Origin of the sequence: Cryomorpha ignava (assembly GCF_010686655.1) — a bacterium.
Taxonomy (GTDB): Bacteria; Bacteroidota; Bacteroidia; order Flavobacteriales_D; family Cryomorphaceae; genus Cryomorpha; species Cryomorpha ignava.
This window is the reverse complement of record NZ_JAAGVY010000003.1, coordinates 22875-47516: the sequence shown is the minus strand read 5'-3', so window position 1 is coordinate 47516 and position 24642 is coordinate 22875. Positions and strand designations below refer to the sequence as shown.

Annotated in this window: 24 protein-coding genes and 2 pseudogenes; 13 read left to right on the top strand and 13 right to left on the bottom strand. The window is 41.0% G+C overall.

Features of this window, described 5'->3' with window-relative positions:
- Positions 1 to 97: 97 nt before the first annotated feature.
- The 8 genes from G3O08_RS02895 to hpt all read right to left on the bottom strand — a co-directional run bounded on the left by G3O08_RS02895 (position 98) and on the right by hpt (position 7120).
- Positions 98 to 1444 (bottom strand): ABC transporter permease, encoded by a 1347-nt coding sequence (locus tag G3O08_RS02895; RefSeq protein WP_163283175.1) that lies wholly within the window; start codon positions 1442 to 1444, stop codon positions 98 to 100.
- Positions 1437 to 2369 carry an ABC transporter ATP-binding protein gene (locus G3O08_RS02890; RefSeq protein WP_394352317.1) on the bottom strand — a complete coding sequence of 311 codons (933 nt, stop codon included), beginning with the start codon at positions 2367 to 2369 and terminating at the stop codon, positions 1437 to 1439. Before G3O08_RS02890 ends, G3O08_RS02895 begins: the two co-directional genes overlap by 8 nt.
- A 97-nt stretch (positions 2370 to 2466) precedes the next feature.
- Positions 2467 to 4089, bottom strand: coding sequence for an alkaline phosphatase PafA (gene pafA / locus G3O08_RS02885; RefSeq protein WP_163283173.1), 1623 nt, complete (start codon positions 4087 to 4089; stop codon positions 2467 to 2469).
- Positions 4086 to 4454, bottom strand: a complete 369-nt coding sequence (locus G3O08_RS02880) for a fluoride efflux transporter FluC (protein WP_163283172.1) — start codon at positions 4452 to 4454, stop codon at positions 4086 to 4088. The genes pafA and G3O08_RS02880 overlap by 4 nt, the downstream gene beginning before the upstream one ends.
- Positions 4451 to 5020, bottom strand: coding sequence for a phosphatase PAP2 family protein (locus tag G3O08_RS02875; RefSeq protein ID WP_163283171.1), 570 nt, complete (start codon positions 5018 to 5020; stop codon positions 4451 to 4453). Before G3O08_RS02875 ends, G3O08_RS02880 begins: the two co-directional genes overlap by 4 nt.
- 2 nt (positions 5021 to 5022) lie before the next feature.
- Complete coding sequence (gene obgE, locus G3O08_RS02870; protein WP_163283170.1) at positions 5023 to 6012, bottom strand: GTPase ObgE; 990 nt, start codon at positions 6010 to 6012, stop codon at positions 5023 to 5025.
- Positions 6002 to 6580, bottom strand: coding sequence for an adenylate kinase (locus G3O08_RS21080; protein ID WP_163283169.1), 579 nt, complete (start codon positions 6578 to 6580; stop codon positions 6002 to 6004). The genes obgE and G3O08_RS21080 overlap by 11 nt, the downstream gene beginning before the upstream one ends.
- A gap of 3 nt (positions 6581 to 6583) precedes the next feature.
- Positions 6584 to 7120 (bottom strand): hypoxanthine phosphoribosyltransferase, encoded by a 537-nt coding sequence (gene hpt / locus G3O08_RS21075; protein ID WP_163283168.1) that lies wholly within the window; start codon positions 7118 to 7120, stop codon positions 6584 to 6586.
- Between the two features lie 111 nt (positions 7121 to 7231).
- Here hpt and G3O08_RS02855 point away from each other — a divergent pair, with 111 nt between their 5' ends.
- The 6 genes and pseudogenes from G3O08_RS02855 to G3O08_RS21420 all read left to right on the top strand — a co-directional run.
- Positions 7232 to 8722, top strand: a complete 1491-nt coding sequence (locus G3O08_RS02855) for a T9SS type A sorting domain-containing protein (RefSeq protein ID WP_163283167.1) — start codon at positions 7232 to 7234, stop codon at positions 8720 to 8722.
- A gap of 9 nt (positions 8723 to 8731) precedes the next feature.
- Positions 8732 to 9880, top strand: coding sequence for a 5-(carboxyamino)imidazole ribonucleotide synthase (locus tag G3O08_RS02850; protein ID WP_163283166.1), 1149 nt, complete (start codon positions 8732 to 8734; stop codon positions 9878 to 9880).
- A gap of 1 nt (position 9881) precedes the next feature.
- Complete coding sequence (purE, locus tag G3O08_RS02845) at positions 9882 to 10355, top strand: 5-(carboxyamino)imidazole ribonucleotide mutase (protein WP_163283165.1); 474 nt, start codon at positions 9882 to 9884, stop codon at positions 10353 to 10355.
- A 266-nt stretch (positions 10356 to 10621) separates the two neighbouring features.
- Positions 10622 to 10897, top strand: a complete 276-nt coding sequence (locus G3O08_RS02840) for a hypothetical protein (protein ID WP_163283164.1) — start codon at positions 10622 to 10624, stop codon at positions 10895 to 10897.
- A complete protein-coding gene (locus G3O08_RS21800; protein WP_163283163.1) occupies positions 10878 to 11015 on the top strand; it encodes a putative toxin-antitoxin system toxin component, PIN family in 138 nt (45 codons plus the stop codon). Before G3O08_RS02840 ends, G3O08_RS21800 begins: the two co-directional genes overlap by 20 nt.
- A 32-nt stretch (positions 11016 to 11047) precedes the next feature.
- A pseudogene (locus tag G3O08_RS21420) lies at positions 11048 to 11299 on the top strand (putative toxin-antitoxin system toxin component, PIN family); the annotation flags it as partial.
- A gap of 92 nt (positions 11300 to 11391) precedes the next feature.
- Here G3O08_RS21420 and G3O08_RS02825 read toward each other — a convergent pair.
- Together G3O08_RS02825 and tnpA are read right to left on the bottom strand one after the other, a co-directional pair.
- Positions 11392 to 12276 (bottom strand): DNA-methyltransferase, encoded by an 885-nt coding sequence (locus G3O08_RS02825; protein WP_163283162.1) that lies wholly within the window; start codon positions 12274 to 12276, stop codon positions 11392 to 11394.
- A 207-nt stretch (positions 12277 to 12483) separates the two neighbouring features.
- Positions 12484 to 12945: pseudogene (gene tnpA, locus G3O08_RS02820) on the bottom strand (IS200/IS605 family transposase).
- A 659-nt stretch (positions 12946 to 13604) separates the two neighbouring features.
- Between tnpA and G3O08_RS02815 the strand changes: the two are divergent.
- The 4 genes from G3O08_RS02815 (at position 13605) to G3O08_RS02800 (ending at position 17771) form a co-directional block, all read left to right on the top strand.
- Positions 13605 to 14525, top strand: coding sequence for a sterol desaturase family protein (locus tag G3O08_RS02815; protein ID WP_163283161.1), 921 nt, complete (start codon positions 13605 to 13607; stop codon positions 14523 to 14525).
- Positions 14515 to 14772, top strand: coding sequence for a hypothetical protein (locus G3O08_RS02810; protein WP_163283160.1), 258 nt, complete (start codon positions 14515 to 14517; stop codon positions 14770 to 14772). The genes G3O08_RS02815 and G3O08_RS02810 overlap by 11 nt, the downstream gene beginning before the upstream one ends.
- Positions 14773 to 14847: 75 nt before the next feature.
- Positions 14848 to 15666 carry a PorV/PorQ family protein gene (locus G3O08_RS02805; RefSeq protein WP_163283159.1) on the top strand — a complete coding sequence of 273 codons (819 nt, stop codon included), beginning with the start codon at positions 14848 to 14850 and terminating at the stop codon, positions 15664 to 15666.
- On the top strand, positions 15663 to 17771 hold the full coding sequence (locus tag G3O08_RS02800) for a hypothetical protein (RefSeq protein WP_163283158.1): 2109 nt from the start codon (positions 15663 to 15665) through the stop codon (positions 17769 to 17771). The genes G3O08_RS02805 and G3O08_RS02800 overlap by 4 nt, the downstream gene beginning before the upstream one ends.
- A gap of 139 nt (positions 17772 to 17910) precedes the next feature.
- Here G3O08_RS02800 and G3O08_RS02795 read toward each other — a convergent pair whose 3' ends face one another.
- Complete coding sequence (locus tag G3O08_RS02795) at positions 17911 to 18123, bottom strand: hypothetical protein (RefSeq protein ID WP_163283127.1); 213 nt, start codon at positions 18121 to 18123, stop codon at positions 17911 to 17913.
- Between the two features lie 370 nt (positions 18124 to 18493).
- Here G3O08_RS02795 and G3O08_RS02790 point away from each other — a divergent pair, with 370 nt between their 5' ends.
- Both G3O08_RS02790 and G3O08_RS02785 read left to right on the top strand, forming a co-directional pair.
- Positions 18494 to 18631, top strand: a complete 138-nt coding sequence (locus G3O08_RS02790) for a hypothetical protein (protein WP_163283157.1) — start codon at positions 18494 to 18496, stop codon at positions 18629 to 18631.
- A 522-nt stretch (positions 18632 to 19153) separates the two neighbouring features.
- Entirely contained in the window at positions 19154 to 20464 is a 1311-nt protein-coding gene (locus G3O08_RS02785) for a hypothetical protein (protein WP_163283156.1), read from the top strand.
- 373 nt (positions 20465 to 20837) lie between these two features.
- Here G3O08_RS02785 and G3O08_RS02780 read toward each other — a convergent pair whose 3' ends face one another.
- Positions 20838 to 22067, bottom strand: coding sequence for a 3-phosphoshikimate 1-carboxyvinyltransferase (locus tag G3O08_RS02780; protein WP_163283155.1), 1230 nt, complete (start codon positions 22065 to 22067; stop codon positions 20838 to 20840).
- Positions 22055 to 23149 carry a 3-dehydroquinate synthase gene (gene aroB / locus G3O08_RS02775; protein ID WP_163283154.1) on the bottom strand — a complete coding sequence of 365 codons (1095 nt, stop codon included), beginning with the start codon at positions 23147 to 23149 and terminating at the stop codon, positions 22055 to 22057. The genes G3O08_RS02780 and aroB overlap by 13 nt, the downstream gene beginning before the upstream one ends.
- 57 nt (positions 23150 to 23206) lie before the next feature.
- Here aroB and G3O08_RS02770 point away from each other — a divergent pair, with 57 nt between their 5' ends.
- Positions 23207 to 24433, top strand: coding sequence for a proline dehydrogenase family protein (locus G3O08_RS02770; protein WP_163283153.1), 1227 nt, complete (start codon positions 23207 to 23209; stop codon positions 24431 to 24433).
- Positions 24434 to 24642: the final 209 nt, after the last annotated feature.

Sequence of the window (24642 nt, the reverse complement as noted above, 5' to 3'; positions counted from 1 at the left end):
TTGAAATTGAGATTTCTTCACTTTTAAAACCTTTTAAAATTAGTTGACTTTCAAGTCCAAGACAATCAAAGAGATAGATTAACTCGTAAATCGAGATTTATGAATTAAACCGCATCCATTTCCAAAGCTCTTTGTAAGTTATCTTTTTACCGTACATCAATATCCCTACGCGGTATATTTTACCTGCCATCCACACGGCTCCAATAAATCCGGCAACAAGTAGCGCCATAGAAAGGGCAAGTTGCCAGACGGTTCCGGCATCAAAGCCCATTGCTACGCGCACCATCATAACAATTGGCGAAGTAAACGGTATTTGGGAAAACCAAAACACAGCTCCTCCTTCGGGATTTGTCAAAGCAAATTGAGCGACGATAAATCCAAAAATTAGTGGAATAGTTATCGGCATCATAAACTGCTGGGTATCCGTTTCATTGTCAACTGCCGCGCCAACTGCTGCAAAAAGGGAAGCGTAGAGCAGGTAACCTCCTAAAAAGTAAAAAAGGAACATTCCCAGCATAAGCGGCCAGTTAATGCGAAAGAGAAACAACTCTGCCATATCGCTTATTACGGCCTGGTTCATAGGGTCGCTTGTGGCCTGCTCGGCGGCAACCTGGGTGGCCTGCACCTGCTCTGCCATCGTTGCCGCATCGGGCAATATTAAACCTGAAACCACTGTAAAAATAATACCGGTAAGAATAACCCAAAGTAAAAATTGGGTTAAACCAACTAGCGCAATGCCAATAATCTTACCCATCATAAGTTGAAATGGCTTAACAGATGAGATTATAACCTCAACAATGCGACTGCTTTTTTCTTCCATTACACCGCGCATTACCTGTACGCCATAGAGAAAAATGAAGAAATAAATTAGCACAGCAAAGCCAAAACCAACCATTGCCTGCTCCTGCTTGTAAGAGGTGCCGCCATCTTCAGAATCAACGCTAAGAATTTCTACATCAGTTCGTATGCTATCATACACACGTTTATCAATAGCATTCAGCTTTAGCTTTTCATTTTCTATAACTTTCTCTACCTGCGATTTAATATAGCTGCGTGCTTTCACGCTTGGCAACTTTCTAAAAACAAGCTCTGCTTCTGGAAAAGTCACAATATCTTCGCGCATTACGAGCATTAATGAGTATGCACTAGAATCAAATTCGGCATTGGTGAGTGCGTCATGTGTATATTGAAACTTCATCTGCGGAGTTTCCTTAAATTCTTTCCAGAAAAGAGATTTTGGCTGCGAAAGGCTGTCGGCCGAAATTTGTGGTGTATTATCAACTACCAATACGTTGTACACACTCGAGTCGCTCATACCGAGATAGATACCAAGGCTCATTAACCCCGCAATAAATACCGGCCCAAGGAATGTCATAATAATGAATGACTTCTTTCTAACCCGTGTAAGGTATTCTCTTTGGATAATCAGGTTTGTTTTATTCATGGCTATCCGATTTATTTTCAACTACTTTAATAAAAATATCATTCATACTGGGTATCACTTCGTTTACCGCTTCTACTTTTATCACAGCTATGGCAACAGCAAGTAGATCGTTAACCGTTGACTTATTGAGCAATTTAATACGTGCAATTTGCGACCCGTCTCTTTTCCAATGGTCAATCAGTTCAAAATTCGTCCACATTGCATTTGTAATAGAGATCATATCACCCTGAAACTGCAGGTCGTAAACGCCCTCTTTATAGGCATCTCTCACGGTACCGATAGACCCTTCGAGCATTTTTACAGAATTGTGTATCAGACCAATATGGCTGCAAATCTCTTCAACAGATCCCATATTGTGCGTAGAAAGCATAATAGTGGTACCATTTTCCGAAAGGCGCTTAATCTCTCCTTTTATCAAATTTGCATTAATGGGGTCGAAGCCGCTAAAGGGTTCATCAAGAATAATAAACTCCGGCTCGTGCATTACGGTGGTAATAAATTGCACCTTTTGCGCCATTCCTTTTGAGAGCTCTTCTACTTTCTTATCCCACCATCCTTCAATTTCAAAACGCTTAAACCATTCTTTCAGCTTCTCATTGGCGTCTTTTTTCGACATTCCTTTAAGCTGTGCCAGATAAAGAGCCTGCTCGCCCACCTTCATTTTTTTATAAAGACCGCGCTCTTCGGGCAAATAGCCAATTCGTGAAACATGTTTGGGGCTTAAAGGCTCGCCATTAAAAAATACTTTACCACTATCAGGGCCGGTTATTTGGTTGACAATACGAATAAGCGTGGTTTTACCTGCACCGTTGGGCCCCAGCAACCCGTATATACTGCCCTTGGGCACGCTAAGACTTACATCATTAAGGGCGATGTGATTGGCGTAAGCCTTGGTAATATTCTCAACTTTGAGAACGTCCATAATTTATTTGTTTTAAAAAATCCAAATCTAATTCAAATGGTTAATATTTTGGAAGGTGAAGCCGATAATTCTTTTCAATACGAGTCTCACTAATTTAAGACTACTCAATTGCTTCCACAATCGGAGTTCCGGTTGTGCCACTCGGTAGCGGTATTTGTAGAATCATAGAGAGAGTTGGAGCAATATCGCGAATATTTGTTTCACGATAAATCTTTCCCTTTTTCACTCCTTTCCCATAGAGTATAAACGGAACATGGGTATCGTATTTCCAGGGTGTACCGTGTTGAGTTCCTACACTTCCATAGTCCATCCATCCACTGTTCAGCACCCATATTACATCGCTCGCTACGGCAGGATATATGCCACGTTTAAGATTCTTTATCGGAAATTCTTCTGATGCGCTTTTCACAATATCAGCAGTGGGATAAGCTGCATATATCCCGGGAAAATAAGCGAATCTCTCTGCAACAGCTTCAGCCAAATCAGATATTTTCAATCCGGCGGCAGCCACTTTTTCCTTATCAAAATACAATTCGTTACCTTCTAAAGTCTCCACGAGATCCATTCCCGATGGATGAAGGGTAAGCATAACTTCTTCTAAAGCCTTAGCGGCAGAATCAGTATCGATATATCCACCCGGTAGCTTATTGTCCAGACTAAACTGAGCAACTTCAGCGCTGCCGTGATCTCCGGTTAGAAATACAATATAATTATCCTTACCTATCTGTTCATCAAGAGTATTCAGCAGCTTGGCAATATCGGCGTCAAGCCTGATATAGGTATCTTCTACCTCAATAGCCCTTGTTCCATATACATGACCTATTTCGTCTGTGCTTGAGAAGCTTACGCTCAAAAAATCGGTAATAGCATCTTTTCCAAGTTCCTCTTCTTCAATAGCTTTTAGCGCAAAATCGAGTACAATTGAATTACCAAATGGCGTAAGCTTTAGTATATCGGCATTTCTATTGTGCGGCGCCAGCTTCTTTAAGTTTTTGGGCAGAACCGGGCGATCTTCTTCTGCGAAAATCATTTCATAAGGACTATCATCGGCTGTACTTGCCTTGTACTCCAGATCTGGCGAAAAGCGCTGCCACCCCTTTTTGATATACGCATTAGCAAGTCCGCTGTTGTTAAAATCAGTCACCCATTGCGGAAGCTCATCCATATAAAAGCTGCTGGTAATAAACACACCGTCATTATACCAATAGGCACCATTTGCCAAATGGCCTGCCGGCAAAATAGCACCGCGATCTTTTAAAGAAACACTGATAACCTTACTTCTAAAATTCCAGAAAAGCTTGAGCTCATCGGTAATAGTTGTCGTTTTTAAATTTTTAGGACTGCGCTGACCGGCAGATGTGCTAAGCCCTACAGATTTAACAGAATTATCGCCAACGCAATAAAATATCTCTTTGGCGTGTGGATCGTACCAGTTATTGGCAGAAATGCCGTGAACAGCCGGGGTAGTTCCTGTGTAAATCGAAGCATGTCCCGGCGCGGTAGATGTGGGCATATATGTGTACTGATGATTTGCAGCGTAAAAGCCTTCATTCATCAGACGCAAAAATCCACCTTCACTATATTGATCGGCGTACCGGTACAAAAATTCATTCTTCATTTGATCTACCACGATACCCACCACAAGCTTTGGAGCATTTTCTGTTTTTTGGGCGTAAGCCAAAGAGAAATGAAATAGGAAAGCCAGTAAAATGATTCGTTTCATGTCAATTGTTTTGAAATGATGTAAATAAGAACGAGGCAGGTTGCTACGCTAATTAAAACATTAGCTCCCGCCCATATCCATTTGCCTTCATTAATTAAGATAAACGTTTCGAAACTAAAGGTAGAAAATGTGCTAAAGCCACCGCAAAACCCTATTACCAAAAAAGGAATCCACAGTCCTTGCAGGTATTCTTTACCGATAGATACCACCAAAACTGCCAATAACGCAGAGCTCAAAACATTCGCCATGAGCGTACCCAATGGAAAAACGGTATTTCCAAAAGCCAAAACGCTCAATCTACTTATTGCGTATCGGGCTATAGAGCCCAATCCTCCTCCTATAAATATGGCGATTAGTGTTTTCATTTCTCCTTAAGCACAAGGTATTTAAACAGTTTGTAAACCGAAAACCCAATAGTGGCGCCTAGTAATGAGCCCACCAAAATATCTGAAGGGTAATGCACACCGAGGTAAACGCGTGTGTAGCAAATAAATGAAGCCCAAAGAATGAGTAAAGGCAAAATTTTAGGGTACTGCTTCCGCAGAAGGAGCGCCACGAAAGTGGAAATTCCGAAAAAGTTTGTTGCATGCGAAGACACAAATCCAAAAAGTCCTCCGCGGTATTCATTAACCACATGCACGATTGGCCCGATAGTCAAATTTCGCGAAGGCCGGTATCGCTGAAAAACTTCTTTAAAAAGTTCTACAGAAATACGATCGCTTAAGGTGATAACCACAGCAATGGCAAGAAGCGACCAAAGCATAATTTTCCAACCATAAGTTTTTGCTACGAGGTAAAGCAATACGGCATAAACCGGAATCCAAAACACCGCTTTTGTCATGTAAAACATGGCCTGATCGAGCCACGGTTGGTGCAGTCCGTTCAAAAAAAGAAATATTTCTCTGTCAAAATCTTTTAAGGCCTCAAACACAATTATTTATTTAAATGCTTCCAAATAAGATCTTTTAATTCCATCAATCCTTGCTGTGCAACAGATGAAATAAAAACGTAGGGAATATTCGGTAAATCGGGTTTTATTTCTGCTATCAGCTCGGCGTCGAGCAAATCTGTTTTTGTAATTGCAAGCAGTCTTTCTTTATCGAGCAGTTCGGGATTGTGGGCGCGCAATTCGCCTAGCAAAATTTCGTATTCCTTGTAAATATCGTCGCTATCTGACGGAATAACAAAGAGTAAAACGCTGTTGCGCTCAATATGTCTCAAAAATCGCGTTCCCAGGCCTTTTCCTTCGCTGGCGCCCTCTATAATTCCCGGAATATCGGCCATTACAAAAGAGCGATCATCGCGGTATCCCACAATACCCAAATTGGGCACCAGAGTGGTAAAAGGATAGTTGGCAATTTCGGGTTTGGCAGCAGATACAACTGACAAGAGTGTTGATTTACCGGCATTTGGGAAACCCACTAAACCTACATCTGCCAGGACTTTAAGTTCTAGAATCCGCCATCCTTCTTCGCCTTCCTCACCCGGCTGGGCATAACGCGGCGTTTGGTTTGTACTAGATTTAAAATGTGCATTTCCCTGTCCGCCTCTACCACCTTTTATAAGAACATACTCCTGGCCCTCATCGGTAATTTCAACAAGCGTTTCACCAGTTTCGGGATCTCTGGCTATGGTGCCAAGTGGTACATCAAGATATTCATCTTCGCCCGATTTACCGGTACTCGTTTGTTTACTACCGCCCCCACCGTGGCCTGCCTTTACGTGCTTTTTGTACTTAAAATGGAGCAAAGTCCACAGTTGTGCGTTTCCGCGAAGAATAATATGTCCACCGCGACCTCCATCTCCCCCATCAGGCCCACCTTTTGCGGTAAGAATATCACGAAATAAGTGCTTTGAACCGGCACCGCCACTACCAGACTTGCAGTGAATTTTTACGTAATCTACAAAATTGCTACTTGCCATTTTTATCTACAGCATCAAAAAGACGCTGGCTTATTTCATTGATTGAGCCTATTCCATTTATTTCAACAAGCTTATTTTGTGCGCTGTAATAATCGGCAACGGGAGCTGTATCGCGCTTATAGACATCAATTCGGTTTGCAATAATTTCAGGATCGGCATCATCTGTTCTACCGCTTGTTTCAGCGCGTTTCATCAGGCGGTTTTTCAGCTCGTTGTCTTCCACATTGAGCGAAAGCATAAGGGAAATTGACTGATTTTTACTTTCCAGAAAAGTATCAAGAGCCTTTGCCTGAGGCTGCGTACGTGGGAAACCATCAAAAATAAACCCATTCGCATCGGGATGCTGATTGGCTTCAGACTCAAGCATTTTAATTGTTACTTCATCTGGCACCAAATTGCCGCCGTCCATATATTTTTTCGCAAGAGAACCCAGCTCGGTTCCTCCTTTAATATTTCTTCTAAAAACATCGCCGGTTGAGAGATGCACCAGATTATAGCGTTCTACCAATCGTTCTGCCTGCGTTCCTTTTCCGGCGCCGGGAGGTCCGAATAGTACTATATTAATCATTTCTTACGTTTTAATTTGATAAATATCATTTAAATTTCGCCCATATCCGTCGTAATCAAGTCCATAGCCCACCACAAAAAGATTCGGTATTTCAAACCCAACATAATCGAGTTTGTGCTTACCATGATATGCACTGGGTTTGCAAAGCAGCGTTGCAATTTTAATACCCGCAGGTTCTTCTTTTTGCAAGCGGTCAATCAAAAAATCTACAGTATGACCGGTATCTACAATATCTTCAAGAATTACAATATGCCTGCCTTTGAGGCTGACATTGAGACCGATTAGCTCATTGACCTTTCCCGTTGTTTTCGTGCCGACATAAGAACTAACTTTTAGAAAATTAATCTCGCAAGGTGTATCGACGTGGCTGAGTAAATCTGCCGAAAATCGAAAGCATCCATTTAAAATTCCGAGGAAAATCGGGTTTTTTCCGGCCAAGTCAGAATGAACTTCCTGTCCCAGCTCTTCAATGCGTTTCTGAATTTTTTCAGATGAAATATAATCTACAAATTCCTTGTCGTGAATCTTTACTCCTGTCATAAATGGCAAAATATAAGTGTGCGAAGGTAATGAATTCAGATGCCATTATCATTGTGCTAACTTCCATAATCTCTTATAAAAGTTCTAAGTTTGCACCGAAAAATAATAACCATGACAAAATTATACTCCCTTTTAACCCTATTTATTATCCCTTTTGCCCTTGTGGCACAATACACAACTCCGGGTACTGGTCAAACTTATTCGCTTGACGAGTTGGTAACCCTTAGCAATGGAGCAGTGACCAGTGGCGGAAATGAATATCAAATTCATCAACCTTTATTCATAGCGGCTACTGATACTTTTGAGATTACAACAAATAACACGGTACGCATTGCCCCAGAGGCACTAATAACCATTGAAGACAGTGCAGTTTTCAACGTATTTTCAAATGCACTTTTCACAAAATTAAATCCTGATTCAAACTATGTAGGTTTTAGGTTTGAATCTCTCAGCAATGTAAATATAGAAGGACCCATCTTTGAATATGGAGGTGGGTTCAAATCCATTACCGGAAATCTACAAATGGTAGATTGCATCATGCGCTATCATAACGGTGGCAGCTCAAGCAGCGCAGTTGTGGGTCTATCTGCCGGAAAACCACTTTTTAGCGACTGTACTTTTCTCGAAAATGACAAAGCGGCAATTGGAAGCCCTGCAAATGGAAGCGTAGCGCCTACCATCATCAATTGCACCTTTACAGGAAATACAATGGAAAATCAAAACAGGCCACAAATTAACCTTGGCCCATCAGGAATCGACACAACTTTTATTATCAACAATACCATTACAGGCTATCCCGAAAACGATCAAGCTGGAGGAATCGCGATAGCCGATTTTTTTGGAGGGGGCACTTACGCAGTTATATCAGGAAATACCATTCGCAACAATCGCTACGGACTTACTGCCGTAGGTAAAGCATACACACTCATTACCGGCAATATCATCGAAGACAATAACACACAGGGAAATCCGGCTCTTGGTGGCAGCGGAATTAATATAAACAGCGGTGGTGAAAACAGCCACGTGATTCTTGACAATGAAATACGCGGAAACCTTTGGGGAATCACCACTCAAGGCAACGCAATGATAAATATGGGCAATCTGGATGATGAAGAAATCGGAGCCGGAAACAATGTCTTTTCCGGAAACGGAAATGGTGGCGAAATCTTTGCCTTTTATAACAATACGCCAAATTTTGTGTTTGCTCAGGCAAATTGTTGGACAGAAGACAATCAGGATGCAACAGAAGATGATATTGAGGACCTTATCTTTCATTTTGCTGATGCAGATTCGCTTGGGATTGTAGATTACAGCAATTGGCTATGTGGTGCAATTGTTGACCCCACTGGCGTAAACGAAATTTCAATAGATAATTTGGCGCTTATTTATCCCAATCCGGCGGTAGATTTTGTGAATATTGAATTGGCTGAAAAAGCCGAAAGCATTCGTCTTTACGATTTGAGTGGACGCGTTTTGCAAAACATTTCCACCAATCAGTCAAAGAATTTAAAACTTGATCTTTCTCGTTTCCCGGCAGGAATTTACCTGATACAGATTAGCGGAAGGGACTTTATTGCAAATGGAAAAATCATTCTTCAATAAATAAAAACAATGGCAAAGAAGCCGTACAGTAAAGATTTTAAACTCGGCGTTCTAGGCGGCGGGCAATTGGGCAGAATGCTTTTGCAGGAAGCTGTGAATCTGGACATTAAGCTTGCTGCTTTAGATCCAAATCCCGAAGCACCTTGCCACCAGATTGTAAATTTTTTCACCACAGGCGATTTTAACGATCGCAAAACTGTGCGCGAGTTTGGAAAAGATCTCGATGTGGTAACCGTTGAAATAGAGCATGTAAGCATTGAAGGTCTGCGCGATTTAGAAAAAGCCGGTGTAAAAGTTTTTCCCCAGCCAGATATGCTGGAAATTGTGCAAGACAAAGGCCTTCAAAAAGAATTTTACAAGGAGCACCAGATCCCATCAGCGCCTTACCGGTTATTGAATAACAAAGCAGAACTTTACGACAATACCGACTTTTTGCCCGCAGCTCAAAAATTGCGCAAAGGTGGTTATGATGGCCGCGGTGTATTTGTGATTAAATCAAAAGATCAGATTGAAGAAGGTTTTGATGCACCAACAGTTTTGGAGAAATTTGTTGATTTCGAAAAAGAGCTTTCGGTTATTGTAGCCCGGAATGAAAGCGGAGAAATCAAGACTTTTCCCTCCGTTGAACTAGATTTTAACCCAAAGGCAAACCTGGTGGAACTGCTTTTTGCTCCGGCAAATATTTCGGATGAGATTGCCAAAAAAGCTGAGAACATCGCACGAAAAACAATTGAAGCTTTTGGACTTGTAGGAATTTTAGCGGTAGAGCTTTTTCTGACCAAAGAAGGAGAACTTCTGGTAAATGAGGTAGCCCCGCGCCCACATAATTCAGGTCATCAAACAATAGAGGCAAATATTACTTCGCAGTACGCGCAGCATCTGCGTTCTATTCTAAACTTTCCGCTTGGCGATACCGATTTATTACGGCCGGCGGCCATGGTAAATTTGCTGGGCGAAGAAGGACATACCGGACCCGTGATTTACGAAGGCCTCGAAGAAGCACTGCAAATTTCAGGGGTTTATGTGCACCTTTACGGAAAAACCGACACCAAGCCGTTTCGTAAAATGGGCCATGTAACCATTACTGCGGCTACAGCCGATGAGGCTCGTGAGAAAGCAATGCGTGTAAAATCGATTATAAAAGTTAAAGCAAAATAAGATGGTAGGAATTATAATGGGTAGCAAAAGCGACCTTCCGGTTATGCAGGAAGCCATTGATATTTTGAATGAGCTCGGCATTGCCCACGAAGTAGAAATCGTAAGTGCGCACCGCACACCAGAGCGTATGTTTGAGTATGCGAAAACCGCCGAGGAGAGAGGTATTCGCGTAATTATTGCCGGGGCAGGCGGGGCAGCTCACCTTCCGGGAATGACGGCATCTATCACTCCCCTTCCGGTAATCGGTGTACCGGTAAAAAGCCGGAATAGCATTGACGGATGGGATTCGATACTGAGTATTTTGCAAATGCCCGGAGGGGTTCCGGTAGCCACGGTAGCTCTAGATGGAGCCAAAAATGCGGGAATTCTCGCCGCGCAAATTATGGGCGTAGCCGATGAAAATGTGCGCAAGCGTATTTCAGCATATAAAGAAGGGATGAAAGACAAAGTTTTGAGAGACGCGAAATTGATTTAGGGTTTATGATTTTAGATTTATGATTTCAGATTTATGATTTCAGATTGAGGTCTCAAAGCTTTCCGGGTTATTGAGAGATTTCAGCGAGATAAATGTCATTTTGAAAATGCGGGATTCAAATTTTGCACCTACCCACACGCTCAGTTTACCACGCTTTTTGGCGGCGTCTTGATGTGCCCGTAAAAAGCGAAGGTTGGGGATAGGGTGGCATACTCTGGCGCCACGTCAGGATTTTTTTCCGTATGAGTTTTCAAAAATAACTGATTATGAAAAAAATCGTATTTTTGAGAGGAGCTACTCAAATGAATAGCAATATGCAAACTTTACAAATAAAAATAAGCAAATCTGACTTTGAAAGGTATAAGTTGAAAAGTACAGAAATCAAATTTACCGACTTGGTTGAATTGATTAGCAATGAATATGCTCGAGAAACACTTTTGGATTGCAATGAAATTGCCGAACAAGAAGGTCTTTCTAAAATGACATCCGAAGAAATAAATGCTGAAATAAAGGCTGTAAGAGATGCTAAAGATCATTCTTGACACAAATATTGTCGTCTCAGCTCTGATTTCCAACTCAATCCCTACGAAGATCTTATATGAATTGGTTCTAGCCAAAAAGGTTCAAACATGTTTGTCCGACGAAGTATTTACAGAATAACTTGAAGTGATGAATAGGAAAAATTTGCCAAATACTCCAACGTTAAAACGAAAGCAGATATAGTGCTAAATCAACTTCGTAAATTATCGATTTTCTACAAACCCAACCGAAAGATTTACGTTTTAAAAGATAAAAGTGATAATAAATTTCTGGAATTGGCAGCTGCAAGTTCGGCGGACTATCTGATCACAGGCAACACACTTGACTTTCAAATAACTGAATTTGAATACACAAGAATAATGACCCCAAGAGAATACTGGGATGAATTTGAAACGAAAAATTAGCTGTTATTTCGATTCCAAAGTGAACCATTCTCCAAAAAAATCACATCCCTACTGTAAAGCTTTGCTTATTAGAAACTGCTTATTGAAAATTATCATCGTAAAACGAAAGTATGATTATCAAAAATCGGCTTAGCAAATAGCGCTCGCCGTGACTCTTCAACTTCATCTCGCTCCAGTATTTGCTCAATCCTATCTGAAGTGATTTTGATGAAATCCATTTTCTTTATTCGGTGCAGCTCGCCATTTTTATTTTTTTCAATTCCGATAAAACCTCTGTTTTCAAGTATCGCTGACAATAAAAAACTACCGCTGCCACTGGCATTGTCTAGTATTACATCGCCCGGATTTGTGTAGGTTCTTATCAAATACCTGCCTAGCGCAATCGGCTTTTGGGTTGGATGCAATACCGGGCCTTCACTCTCGGCTGTTTTTACATATACAAAATCATCAACGGGCTGGTTTTCATAAAAAACGATGTCATTGGGATATCTCTTACCTTTGCTTTTTACGTGGCTGGGTTCAAACAAGCCGTAACTCCCGGTGTTCTGGGCTTTTCTCACTCCTTTATCGTAAGCTTCCCCTGGAGTCATTTGCGGATTGTATGTCGGCGGATTTTTATAAAAAACACAAATATCTTCATGTTTTCTAAGAGGTTGCTTTTTGGCATTTAGAAAATTTGTGGATTTAGACTTTATCCAAACCACCTTGTATTTGAATAATTTTTCGTTGCTCAAAATAAGTCGGGCGGTAAAAATACCTTGCGCAGTTAAAGCAATGGCACCATTGTCCTTTATTATTCTTTCATACTCATTCCAAAGCTTTTTGAGATCTATTACCGAATCCCATTTATTCTGGGTTGTGCCATAGGGCAAATCGCAGAGAATCATATCGATCGACTTGTCCGGAAAACTTTTCATCACATCCAGACAATCGCCCTGAATAACCTTATTCAGATACTCTTTTATTCCTTCTGCCATCAGGTAAAGTTAAATGATTATTCTCATAGTTTGAAATGCGAGAAGTACAACGACTTTAATCGTAGCTTGTCGATATGAAATGTAAACTTAGAATACGTGATGCAAGAAAAACTCAAGCAAACTGGAAATTAATGATGGTAACCAACACCATATACTATAAGAAAATGATTTTGACCCAAAATTGTTGAAATACGGAATGATCCATGTTTACATCACCGATTTCAATATGTAACGATTGTCATATTCCATTTCAAATTCTTGCAGCAATTTCAAATATTCATCTGTAAAGGATATCGCTTTATGATGTTCATTTTGATTTTTGTTGTATCTTATCACATTCGGAACATCACGTTTTGAATATGAAAATGCACCATAACCCGATTGCCACGAGAATTTTCCATTCGCGAAACCTTCATCATTTATCCATACAGATGAATCATGTTTCACCTGTTTTAAGAGATCCGAGATAGATTGTGTGGGACGCATTCCGAAGAGAATATGGATATGATCAGACATGCCGTTAATTTGTTAAATTTTATGGCTGTGGTTCTGAATAATTCCAGTAATATATTTATAGAGTTCGTCTTGCCAATCTCTCTGAATGAGACTCTGTCTGTTCCGCACCGCAAAAACGGTTTGGATATGAATTTGTGTGTAGGTATTTGCCATTAATAATGTTTCATATTGCGTACCTCACGGCACGCCGGTTCGTTTATAAATTCTAGGAGCTACCCATATTTTGTCATCTACCAATATTTCGTCCCTAACGGGACGTCAATGGATGGATAAATTATATCATCCCATATTTTATCCCGAACGGTGACGAATACGGATGGATAAATTGTATCATCCCATATTTTATCCCGAACGGTGACGAATACGGATGGATAAATTATATCATCCCATATTTTATCCCGAACGGTGACGAATACGGATGGATAAATTGTATCATCCCATATTTTATCCCTAACGGGACGTCAATGGATGGATAAATTATATCATCCCATATTTTGTCCCTAACGGGACGAAAATGCATGGATAAATTTCGGCATTTTTAATTTAAATCACGAATTTCTATAGAGGAACGACGGAGATGGATGAATTTTCGACACTGTCGCGTTAGGGACTTAATATCGGTAGCCTTAATATCGGTAGCCAAAAACGATTCATTCCGAACATAACGTGCCTTTAGGTACGTGATACGTATTTGCATTAATTTAATTGTGCCAAAAAAAACCATAACCGACACATTCCCCAAAAAACAAGTATTGTGATTTGACTCACACGAGAAGCATTCTAGTCATTGTATCTTTGCACCAGTTATGATCATGGAATATATTCAAATATTTTGGGAAGCTACAAAGAACTACGGCCTGTGGCTCTGGCGGCAAATAACCTTTCAGGAAGGGCTGTGGGGAAATTATTTCTACTACCTCATTGCCATATCTCTGTTTTTTCTGGTTTTAGAATGGCTCAGACCATGGCGAAAAAACCAACCCAAATTCAGGGGTGATTTTTGGCTCGACGCCTTCTACATGTTTTTCAATTTCTTTGTTTTCTCGCTGATTATTTTTGCAGGATTGAGCGAAATAGGTGTCAATCTATTCAATAATTTTCTCGCGCAGCTGGGCATTACCAATCTTGTTTCACTTGAGGTATCATCATGGCCGGTATGGGTGCAGCTGCTTACACTTTTTGTCGCAAAAGATTTTATAGAGTGGTGGATTCACCGCCTGCTACACCACGTTCCAGCCTTGTGGGAGTTTCACAAAGTGCATCATTCTGTTAAGGAAATGGGCTTTGCGGCACACCTGCGTTTTCACTGGATGGAAAGCGTACTTTACAAAGGAATAGCCTATATCCCACTGGCAATGATCGGTTTTGGAATAGACGATTTCTTTATCGTTCACATGTTTGCCATCGCAGTAGGCCACTGGAATCACGCCAATTTCAGAGTAAAAATAGGACCATTGAAATACATTTTCAACAACCCCGACATGCATATGTGGCATCATGCCTATAACCTGCCCGACTCGCATAGGTATGGTATGAATTACGGCTTGTCGCTGAGCTTATGGGACTATATTTTTGGAACTGCCTACGTACCTTATTCGGGGAAAGATATTGAAATCGGATTTCACGGCGATGAAGAATTTCCGCATAAATTTGTGGGGCAGATAACCCATGGCTTTGCAAAACCACCAAAAAGTCAAAATCTGAAATCTAAAATGCAGCCAGTTGAAAAATAAGAAAATTCAGAATATCCTTTTTGCATTGCTTTTCAGTGCTACACTTGGCCTGGCGCCGTTTACACCCGAGCCGCACCTTTTTCAAAAGTGGCGGTGGCTACTTGATGGAGCGGTGGGTATGCAGGCTATCGATTGGTTTGATTTGGTAATGCACAGCTTCCCTTTCTTACTGCTCATTTTCACTATTTTCGATTATTTTAGATCTCGCAAAACTGCTCCGGAAAAATCTACAAATGAGCTGAAATAATATCCGCAAAAGCGAAATTTGTGATTTAAATCAAAAATTTAAGAATGATTTGTACTTTGCGACAAATCATTTTTAGTGCGACTCATAACCATTTTACTTATTTGCCTACCGCTGCTAAGCTACGCCGGTGGCGAAAACGACCCACCCGGAGCGCGATCGGCAGCGATGGCAAACGCGGGTTTAACCTTTACCGATATTTGGAGTATCTACCACAATCAGGCCGGCCTGGGATATATTCAAGGCCCTACAGCGTCAATTTTTTACGAAAATAAATTTCTGATCAGCAATTTTGCTTACGCCGGATTTGCCGGCGCCATTCCCCTAGGCAATGGAGCTATTGGCGTAAGCTATACCAATTTTGGCTATTCGGCATACAACGAGGGCAGGGTAGGACTGGCTTACGGAATGAAGCTTTCAGAAAAATTTGCCGTTGGAGTCCAGCTAAATTATCACACCTTGCGGATTGATGCCGATGGGTATGGCAGTAAAGGCGCTATAACTGCCGATGTTGGATTTAGACTGCAAGTGTCAGATAATGTGAGTCTTGCAGCGCATATCTCAAACCCAACACGCACTAGTTTAAACGATTTTGACGATGAACGCATTCCTACCGTAATTCGTTTTGGCGCGGGCTACCAAATAAGCGAAGACCTGCTGGCGACCGGCGAAGTGGAAAAAGATATTGATATGAATCCCATTTTTAGAGCGGGCATGGAGTATCAGCCGGCCGACATTTTATTCCTTCGCATCGGTGTATCGAGCAATCCCGGCCTTTTAGCTTTTGGGTTTGGCTTAAATTTCGACGCCTTTAAACTCGATCTATCTACCACTTACCACAGCGCGCTCGGCTATTCACCGCAGATCGCACTTACTTACGCACCAGGCAAAAAATGAAAAATTTAGTCTGGATAGCGTTTGCCTTTTTATTTTGCCTTTCGGCGAAAGCCCAGGAAGGTGTAAATGATGCTATGGACAGAGCACTGATTATTGAGCAGCGCATTGAGCAAATTGCCGAAACCTCGGAAGATGAAAATCTGGATTACAATACGCTTTTTGAAAAACTGTCAGTGTATATCGATTTTCCGCTAAATTTGAATTCGGCTACCGCTGACGATCTTTACAGTCTAGGCTTTTTATCGAATTATCAGATAGGCGAATTTATGGAATACCGCCTTGAATACGGGAATTTATTTTCCATATTTGAGCTTCCGCAAATAAATGGATGGGACGTTTATACCGCCGATCTTATAGAGCCCTTTGTGATGGTAAGCCCTGAAACGGCAAACCGAAAGATCACCCTGGAGAAAATGCTCAAATACGGTAAAAACGAATGGGTGGTGCGGTATCAACGCATACTCGAAGAGCAATACGGCTACACCGATGCCACACCCGAAGAATGGGAAAAAAGCGAAAATGCACGATATCTGGGTTCGGCCGATAAGGTTTACACTCGCTACCGCTATCGCTATGACGACAGAATAAGCTTTGGAATTACCGCAGAGAAAGACAATGGCGAAGAATTTTTTAATGGAAGCCAGAAAAACGGATTCGACTTTTATTCAGCGCATTTACACTTGAGTGATTTTGGCGTCGTAAAGGCCTTATCTCTTGGCGACTATCAGGCGCAATTTGGGCAGGGACTCACCTTTTGGTCGGGGCTCGGCTTTAATAGAAAAAGCTCATTTACAGTAAGCACCGCCCAGCGCGGACGCGGTATTGGCGCATACACTTCTATAAACGAAAATTTGTTTTTGCGCGGCGGTGCTGCAACTGTTGGGCTTGGCAAGTTTGATGTTTCTGTATTCTATTCGGGCAAAGAGATAGACGGAAACCTTTTAGAACAAGAGCAAGATACCCTTGATTTTAGCGAACCTGAAGTGCTGGTTTCTTCGTTTCAGGAAAGTGGCTACCACAGAACAGCATCTGAGGTAAGAAGCAAAAACTCCATTTTTCAACAGCATTATGGCGGGAATATTTCTTTTGACCATGAAAGGCTGCATCTGGGAGTTACTGCCGCACGCATGGAGCTTGACGGCGCCATAAATCGAGACATTAAAGAGTATAGCAAATTCCGCTTTAGCGGAAGCGAAAACACAATTATCGGTGGCGATTACAGTTATAAGTTTCGCAACTTTTTCTTTTTTGGTGAAACCTCGCGCAGTGAAAATGGTGGCTTGGCTACCATGAACGGAGTGAACATAAACATGAATCCGCGGCTTAGCGTAAACATTACCCAGCGGCATTACGACACCGACTTTCAGCCTGTGGCTTCTGTTGGTTTTGGTGAAGGGTCGTCTGTAGAAAACGAATCGGGTGTGTATCTGGGCATTGAATTCCGGCCGTTTAAAAAATGGAAATTCAATGCCTATTTCGATCAGTTTAAATTTCCGTGGCTGCGGTACCAGGTTGATGCACCCTCATCGGGATACGATTTTTTAGCCCAGCTTGATTATCAACCGAGCAGTAGATTTGGAGTTTACATTCGCTATCGCGATCGAGAAAAGCAAATCAATACACGCGAAGATGTGGAAGGGTTGGATAATATTGTACTCAACCCGAGGCGCAATCTCCGTTTAAACTTTAGCTATAGTGCTGCCCGCAATATTCAGTTCAGATCCCGGGTTGAGTTTTCGGAATACAAGCGCGGTGCAGAGCCCGTATCGCGCGGATTTATGGTTTATCAGGATGTTAGCTACGACTTTAAAAAGCTCCCTTTAAAGTTTACATTCCGCTACGCTTTGTTTGATACCGACACCTACGATTCGCGGATTTATGCCTACGAAAACGATGTGCGGTATTTCTTCTCGATTCCTGCCTATAGCGGCCGAGGTACACGGGTTTACGCAATGATAAAGTACGACATTGGTCGCAATATTGATTTCTGGCTCCGCTGGGCGCAATATTATTATACCGACAGAAATGAAATTGGCAGTAGCAAGGAATTGATAAATGGCAATACTAAATCTGAGATTAAAGCCCAGTTTCTCTTTAAGTTTTAGGGTAAAGATTTATTACGATGCTTGGAAATGTGCCGGTGCAATCTGAAACTTTTAAGAGTCGGTCAAGACAATACTGCCTGAACATCGCGAATAGCTCTTGGGTCTAATATTAACTCATCTAATATTAACTCAAATGCCTTTATTTACGGTTTATCTTTAAATGACAAACGGGTATGGGCTTCTTTCCAAGAAACCATATCTTCAGTTTAGACGTTCTAATTCTTTCTCTAACTATAGCTTTATGCTCTTCTGATATCTCAATTTCATCAGTTACTTCAATACCTAATTGCTTAACGAACTCCATGAAAAATTCCAGATTCTTCTCTGGTATTATGAGTGTTATCTCCTTCATTTCTGTGAGTCATAATATGTGGTCTTAGTTTTCATACTAAGTCTGGTTTTAATTCGAAAAGAAAGATGACAAAATCTTGGCTTTTCTCATCTCTATCAGATGAATAAATCGAGCGGATAGGAGTTATTCTGATCAACTATCGACCAAATGAAAAAAACGTATGCACGTCAATACTACCAAAATCAATTGTTTCTATTTTTGATGCGGAATATGGTCTCAACTTTGACCATGCAAAAATTCGTTATCTTTATAACCAATAAAATAAACGACAATGTATACTACTTAACATTTAGCATCGGCACAAGATGTAAACACAGACATACTTGACGCAATTAAAGCCACTTTTAAATCAAAACCTATTACAATCATTGTGGAGGAAAGCGATGGTGATCTGGAGCTTACAACTGAAATGAAAACTATTTTAGACGCTCGCCTTCAAGAAGACGAAAGCACACATCTTTCAGCTGACGAATCTCTGAAAGAGCTCAATAAAAAATATGGGATTTGAATTAACCATTTCGCCCTAAGCTCAAATAGAAATAGATGAAGCTGTGGAATATTATGCAGAGAATAGTGTTGATGCTCCCTTAAAATTTATAGCCCAAACAAAAGCGGCTTACAACACCTTAAAAGTAAATCCTTATTTCAGAATCAGATATAAAAACATTCGAGCCTTAAAACTAAAGGGCTTCCCTTACGCTCTTTACTTCGTCATAAATGAGAACAACGCACCATCAAAATCCTCTCATGTTTCCAGAGCCAACAAGACCCAGACAAAAGACCTCAAGCCTAGTTCAAATCGATTCTAACTAATCTATTTCTATAAACTAAAACTTTTCGCATCACTTACCACAACATAGATGGAGCGTAAACTAAAATACCAAACAATTGATTGCATATAAAATGTATATTTCTTTGCGAACTTTGCGCAAAATCTTGATGCCTTTCGGCCGGAGGGAGTCAATATTGGAGCGTTTAAAAAGCGTAAAATTTTAAAGCTCTGCCATTCCAACAAATTTATTTTCTCTAAATGAAAAAAGTCGACATTTCAAAAATAACCCTCATTGCCATCATGGTATTGATGACGGCCATTTCATCAAATATAAACTGGGGCAAAGAGCGTTGGAAAGGCATTGTAGAAGCCGATGGAAAAGGCTACTATGCCTATTTACCTGCCGTTTTTATTTATCACGATTTAAATTTTGGGTTTTTCGACCACATTGAAAAAGAGAAATATTACAACCCAAACAGGTATTACGATTACAGAGCCAACTCCGGAACCGGTCAACTTATCAATAAGTATTACAGCGGTACGGCTGTAGCCGAATTGCCCTTTTTCGTGATGGCTCATTCCCTCACGATTGCAACCAATGGCGATGCAGACGGCTACTCAAAATACTACATGATTTTTATCAATATCGCGGCGCTTTTTTACCTGTTCTTGGGATTGTTTTATCTGCGCAAAACGCTTATCGCATACGCCATACCGCGATGGGCCATTTCGGCAACACTTGTAGCAGCGGTTTTTGCCACAAATTTATTCGTCTATACCGTGGTTGACACCGGACTTTCGCATGTTTTCAGTTTTGGGTTTATCTCGGCATTTATTTATTTCACCAAGCGGTATTTCAATACGCCAAAAGCAAAATCGCTGCCTGTTCTTGCACTGTTGCTTGGAATAATAGTGCTAATACGCCCAGTCAATTTGCTGATAATCTTGAGCTGGCCATTTTTGGCAGGCAGCTTAAAATCAGTTAAAGAAGGATTGAAATTTGCTATCATTCATTATAAAAATCTCATTTTTAGCGCGGCTATTTTTGTGATTATAGTTTCCATCCAGCTTATTATTTACAAAATCTCTACCGGCCAACTTATTGTTTATTCTTATCAGGAAGAAGGATTTAATTTTTTAGATCCGCATTTCATTGATATTCTTTTCAGTTATAAAAAAGGGCTATTTCTTTATACACCTATGTATTTGCTCGCCATGTTTGGTCTGATTCCCTTTTTCAACAAAAGGAAGTTTGCAGTACTTAGCTGGCTCATATTTTTTGTCATAATTACTTACGTTTTTTCTTCCTGGTGGATGTGGTATTACGGCGGTAGTTTTTCTTCGCGGGTTTATGTGGAATACATTCCGCTTTTTATGATTTTGTTTGCCGTTTTATTGGCGGAAGCCAAATCTAAAAAATGGCGTATTGCTCTGCTTTCGCTGACTTTTTTGCTCCTAGTAGTTTGTCAAGTTCAAACCTATCAATACCGCTATTACGAGATTCATTGGGATGAGATGACAAAGGAGAAATATTGGGATGTATTTTTGATGCGGAATAGATTGGGGTAACCTGGTGCTTTGTTTTTAGTTTTTGGTTGTTGGAGCGGAGTGATAAGTGAAGATTTCGCTACGCGAACGGAGTTTTACCGCAACTTAGGGAAGCGATTTCACGACCAACGAAAGCCCGCAGGTGTGCTAAGCGTATAGAGATCTCGATGATGAAAGCGATGCTGAATTCAACATATCGGACCCTGGAGGGGCCACATGTTTATAGAACTTCAATTGGCTGAATCACAACCGTTTGGCGGCATTTTTGATTGTTATCTTAAAGACTCGATATGCAATATTTGATAAAAGATTCACATTATAAAAAAGTTCGTTGCCAAATTCAAAAATGATGACAAACCATTATCAAGTAACCGATTGCGTGCTCAATTCTAACTCAATCACTTTCTAATACCAACCCCATCTTTTCAACTTCCTTCCAATAACCCGGAAAAGATTTTGAAACCACACCCGGATTTTCAATCTGGATTTCTCCAAAAATGGCAGCAAGCGGCGCAAATGCCATCGCCATGCGGTGATCCTTATAGGTTTTGATTATAGGTGTACCAGCAGGTTTTTCAAATGAAAGAATTTCTAAAAAGTCTGATCCGGCTTTGCAGAAAACTCCACATTTTGCCAGCTCATTTTTTAAAGCTTCTATGCGATCAGTCTCTTTGTGGCGGAGCGTTTGTAAACCTGTAAGCCTTACCGATTTTTGAGCAATTACGGCAGCAATAGCAAATGTTTGAGCCAAATCAGGGCAGCCAATGCAATTTATTTCTTCGGGAAAATCAGGTAAAAGCTTCTTTGCAATACGCATATTCCCATCAGTAAAATGGCTGATAATGCCGTAGTGAGCAAAGATATCGGATGCAACTTTATCGCCCTGAACAGATTCAAAAGGCAAGCCATTAATAGAGAGCGTAGTTTTCTCCAAGGCCATTGCCCAGAGATAAAAATACGAAGCCGCACTCCAATCAGGCTCTACAACAAAATCAGAAGAACCATAAGCTCCAGAGATTTTAATATCGCTTTCCTGCTGCTCTATTTTCGCTCCGGCTTTACGCATGAGGCTCACTGTCATATCTACGTATGGCATTGATACCTGGCTTTTATCAATTTTAAAAAGCAGAGGCGCTTCACAATAAGGTGCAATAAGCATCATGGCAGTAATAAACTGGCTACTGCGACTTCCGTCGATGGTCAATTTACCGCCATTCAATTTTTTTCCGGTGATCTCAACAGGCGCAAATCCCTCTTTTTCGATGTACTTGAAGTCGGCTCCGAGTTCGCGCAGTGCATTGGCAAGTTCTTTTACAGGTCGTTCATTTAGCCGGGCATCGCCACGCAAAACGCGAACACCAGGCGTAACCGCGGCCCACGCCATTCCAAAACGAAGGGCAGTACCGGCAAGTCCGAGATTTACTTCGCCAGATTTAACGCCTAAAGCAGTTTCCAAAATTTGAGTATCGTCTGCAGAACTGAGATTTTCAATCCTTATCAAATTACCGCTAAGGGCACGCATAATAAGCAGCCGATTGCTTATACTTTTAGATGCCGGCAGATTGATTTGCACATTTGACTGCACAGAATTCTTTGACGCGGAAACTGTGATCAATTCACCCATCGCGCATAAAAATTCAGTGAGTCAATAATTACATCAGCTTTTACCGCTTTGTCAATTACGGCATTTCCTATTCCCTGAATCAAACTCATTTTTATTTCGCCATCGCGATTTTTCTTGTCGTGGTTCATCAATTCAATAAGCCGATGAAAAACGAGCTGATCAATAAAAATCCGGGTGTAATGACTAAATATAAATGCAGTTATTTCCTGAAGTTCATCTTCACGCAACATTCCCATACGGTGCGAAATAAAACTCTCGCAGACCATTCCCATAGCCACCGCCTCACCATGTAAAACTTCCTTGGTATCGCTTTCAAAAGAATACGACTCAACGGCGTGGCCGATGGTGTGACCAAAATTTAAAATTTTTCTCCGCCCTGATTCAAACGGGTCGCTACTTACAATTTCGTTTTTGATTTTTATAGAAGTCAAAATGGATTCATCGAGACTTTCAAGTTCAAAAAAGCTGACCTCTTTTAGCTTTACCCAATAATCCTTATCGCAAATGAGGCCATGTTTAATCATTTCAGAAAATCCACTAAGAAGGTGCTTTCGCGGAAGCGTACTCAAAAAATCAGGATCTATAAAAACGGTATTGGGATTATTAAAAAGACCAATTTCATTTTTGAGGCCGTCATGATTTATGCCAACCTTGCCCCCTACCGATGCATCTACCTGGGCGAGCAAAGTGGTGGGAATATTAAAAAATCGTATTCCACGCTTGTAAGTACCCGCAACAAAACCGCCTAGATCGGTAATTACACCACCACCCAGATTGATCAAAACACTGCCACGATCGGCATTTAACTCGCTGAGCACGCTCCACAACTGTGTGCTGATTTCTATGCTCTTACTCTCTTCGCCAACACCTATTTCAAGTACTTCGGCGTCGCTAAGAATACTTACTTTCGAAATTAACGCAGGAAGACAATATTTTGCTGTATTTTCATCAACTAAAATGAATAACTTCGCGCCCGAAAATGCTTCTGTGGAAAGTAATTCAGCGAATTCTCCAAGGCAGTGTCTGCCCAGAATGACCTGGTGACCATCTGATTTAATATGCTGAATAGCTACAGTTGACATCGTGAATAGGGTTAAGATTGCAAGCGGCTAATATATGACAGCTTTTTGAGAAACGAAATGATTAAAACAGATCAAAATAATACCACCATTCCCGGTCAGGAATCCGGGTTTCTATCTTTAGAGAATACCAAAATTGCTTTTTCAAGCAAAAGCGATGCAGAATTAAAGCGGGCTTATTGGCTTTTTAAGCTAATTGCCAGTCCGTTTATAATGATTTGCGGAAAGTACCTTACCATTTTTGCGCTCAAAGTAAATCTTCCGATAAAGGGGATGATTAAGAAAACCATTTTCAAACAATTTTGCGGCGGCGAAACCATTGCAGAATGCGCAAAAACTACACAAATTTTAGATAAGTATAACGTTGGTACTATTCTGGATTACAGCGTAGAGGGCAAAAACGACCGTGAAACATTTGAGGCGACCTGCACCGAAATTTTACAAACAGTAGAAACTGCACACGGCAATCCGAATGTGCCTTTTTCTGTATTTAAGGTAACCGGAATGTGCCGGAACGAATTGCTCGAAAAAATAAGCTCGGCTCAACCGTTAAGCGAAGAAGAGCTGGCAGAATATGCACGCCTTCAAAACCGTGTAGATAGAATATGCGCCAAGGGAGCAGCTACGGGTACTCCAATATTTATCGATGCCGAAGAGACCTGGATGCAAAAAGCCATTGACGATTTGGTAGTGGAAATGATGGCGCGATATAACAAAGTAGAAGCTATAGTTTACAACACATTGCAAATGTATCGCCATGACCGCATTGCGCATTTAATAGAAGCTTATTCGCAAGCCGAAGAGAACGATTATATTTATGCTGTAAAGCTCGTGCGCGGCGCCTATATGGAAAAAGAGCGGTTGCGCGCAGAGCAGATGGGCTATGTTTCGCCCATCCAACCAGATAAAGCAGCAACCGATCGCGACTACAATGCTGCCATTTCATTTTGTCTTGACCACCTTGATAGAGTTGCTTTTTGTGCAGGAACACACAACGAAGAAAGCTCGCTATTTCTGGCTGACGAAATTGACCGGCGTGGTCTAGGCCGAAAAGACAGACGCATTTATTTTGCCCAGCTATTTGGAATGAGCGATCACATTAGCTTTAACCTCAGCAATGCCGGGTTTCTGGTGGCAAAATATGTACCCTATGGCCCTGTAAAAGAGGTAATGCCCTATTTAATTCGACGTGCCGAAGAAAACACTTCAGTAGCAGGACAGACTACCCGCGAGCTAAACTTGATTCTAAAAGAAATCGAACGGCGGAAGCAAATCCTTAGGGCTTAAAAAAACAAAGTTGTGGGAGCACAACCGGTCTTATCGTATTACACATCAGCCTTCATATTCAAAATTATTCGTTTCTTTGACGCCGTTTTGAATAACGAAAAACGTGTAATTCCTTTATATTAAGCAATTTAACCCAATTAAATAAAAGCTATTGCGCTAAAACATCTTTTCAAATATTCTGAACAGAATGGCGAATAAATTCTATTCTT

Bases quoted from the DNA above. Each gene is read 5' to 3' on its own strand.
- G3O08_RS02895 (WP_163283175.1), bottom strand. From the start codon at position 1,444: ATGAATAAAACAAACCTGATTATCCAAAGAGAATACCTTACACGGGTT.
- pafA (WP_163283173.1), bottom strand. From the start codon at position 4,089: ATGAAACGAATCATTTTACTGGCTTTCCTATTTCATTTCTCTTTGGCT.
- G3O08_RS02880 (WP_163283172.1), bottom strand. From the start codon at position 4,454: ATGAAAACACTAATCGCCATATTTATAGGAGGAGGATTGGGCTCTATA.
- obgE (WP_163283170.1), bottom strand. From the start codon at position 6,012: ATGGCAAGTAGCAATTTTGTAGATTACGTAAAAATTCACTGCAAGTCT.
- G3O08_RS21080 (WP_163283169.1), bottom strand. From the start codon at position 6,580: ATGATTAATATAGTACTATTCGGACCTCCCGGCGCCGGAAAAGGAACG.
- hpt (WP_163283168.1), bottom strand. From the start codon at position 7,120: ATGACAGGAGTAAAGATTCACGACAAGGAATTTGTAGATTATATTTCA.
- G3O08_RS02855 (WP_163283167.1), top strand. From the start codon at position 7,232: ATGACAAAATTATACTCCCTTTTAACCCTATTTATTATCCCTTTTGCC.
- G3O08_RS02850 (WP_163283166.1), top strand. From the start codon at position 8,732: ATGGCAAAGAAGCCGTACAGTAAAGATTTTAAACTCGGCGTTCTAGGC.
- purE (WP_163283165.1), top strand. From the start codon at position 9,882: ATGGTAGGAATTATAATGGGTAGCAAAAGCGACCTTCCGGTTATGCAG.
- G3O08_RS02840 (WP_163283164.1), top strand. From the start codon at position 10,622: ATGAAAAAAATCGTATTTTTGAGAGGAGCTACTCAAATGAATAGCAAT.
- G3O08_RS21800 (WP_163283163.1), top strand. From the start codon at position 10,878: ATGCTAAAGATCATTCTTGACACAAATATTGTCGTCTCAGCTCTGATT.
- G3O08_RS02825 (WP_163283162.1), bottom strand. From the start codon at position 12,276: ATGGCAGAAGGAATAAAAGAGTATCTGAATAAGGTTATTCAGGGCGAT.
- G3O08_RS02815 (WP_163283161.1), top strand. From the start codon at position 13,605: ATGGAATATATTCAAATATTTTGGGAAGCTACAAAGAACTACGGCCTG.
- G3O08_RS02800 (WP_163283158.1), top strand. From the start codon at position 15,663: ATGAAAAATTTAGTCTGGATAGCGTTTGCCTTTTTATTTTGCCTTTCG.
- G3O08_RS02795 (WP_163283127.1), bottom strand. From the start codon at position 18,123: ATGAAGGAGATAACACTCATAATACCAGAGAAGAATCTGGAATTTTTC.
- G3O08_RS02785 (WP_163283156.1), top strand. From the start codon at position 19,154: ATGAAAAAAGTCGACATTTCAAAAATAACCCTCATTGCCATCATGGTA.
- G3O08_RS02780 (WP_163283155.1), bottom strand. From the start codon at position 22,067: ATGGGTGAATTGATCACAGTTTCCGCGTCAAAGAATTCTGTGCAGTCA.
- aroB (WP_163283154.1), bottom strand. From the start codon at position 23,149: ATGTCAACTGTAGCTATTCAGCATATTAAATCAGATGGTCACCAGGTC.
- G3O08_RS02770 (WP_163283153.1), top strand. From the start codon at position 23,207: ATGATTAAAACAGATCAAAATAATACCACCATTCCCGGTCAGGAATCC.